This window comes from Thalassotalea sp. G20_0 (assembly GCF_017744175.1).
GTDB lineage: Bacteria > Pseudomonadota > Gammaproteobacteria > Pseudomonadales > Endozoicomonadaceae > Endozoicomonas.
This window is the reverse complement of record NZ_JAGHQV010000537.1, coordinates 1-518: the sequence shown is the minus strand read 5'-3', so window position 1 is coordinate 518 and position 518 is coordinate 1. Positions and strand designations below refer to the sequence as shown.

Genomic DNA, 518 nt, shown 5'->3' with positions numbered 1-518 from the left:
AAGTCACCCAGTCGGATAAAGCCCTGGGTAAATTCGGAGAACTGAGTGGCAAAACCGGCCACTGGCGAAGCACCCACATAGTCATAGTAGAGGGAGTTCACGCCATAGACGATAATCATCGTACCCATGGTAGCGATGAACGGCGTCACTTTCAGGTAGGCGACCACCAGTCCGTTCACCAGACCAATCAATGCACCAATGGCACAGACAATCATGATAACGGCAGGGATCGGCAGTGGCCCCAGCTCCGGGAAGACTTTGTTGACATTTTCCAAAGCTTGCAACAGGGTTGCCGAGATGACCGCTGCCAGACCAACCTGACGACCGGCAGAAAGGTCGGTTCCCTGGGTAACGATCAGACTGGCAACCCCCAGGGCGATAATAATTCTGACCGACGACTGTGTCAGGATATTGCTGAGATTTCTTAAACTTACAAACGACGGTTCTTGTATAATAATCACCGCCAGAAGAATCAGTAGCACCGCATAGATACCACCTTCTTTTACCAGGCGCAGAAC

Annotated in this window: 1 protein-coding gene; it reads right to left on the bottom strand. The window is 51.4% G+C overall.

The window, feature by feature from the left end; all coding sequences use genetic code 11:
* A partial coding sequence (locus J7438_RS27435) for an ABC transporter permease subunit (RefSeq protein WP_503003958.1) occupies positions 1 to 518 on the bottom strand: 518 nt, incomplete at both ends.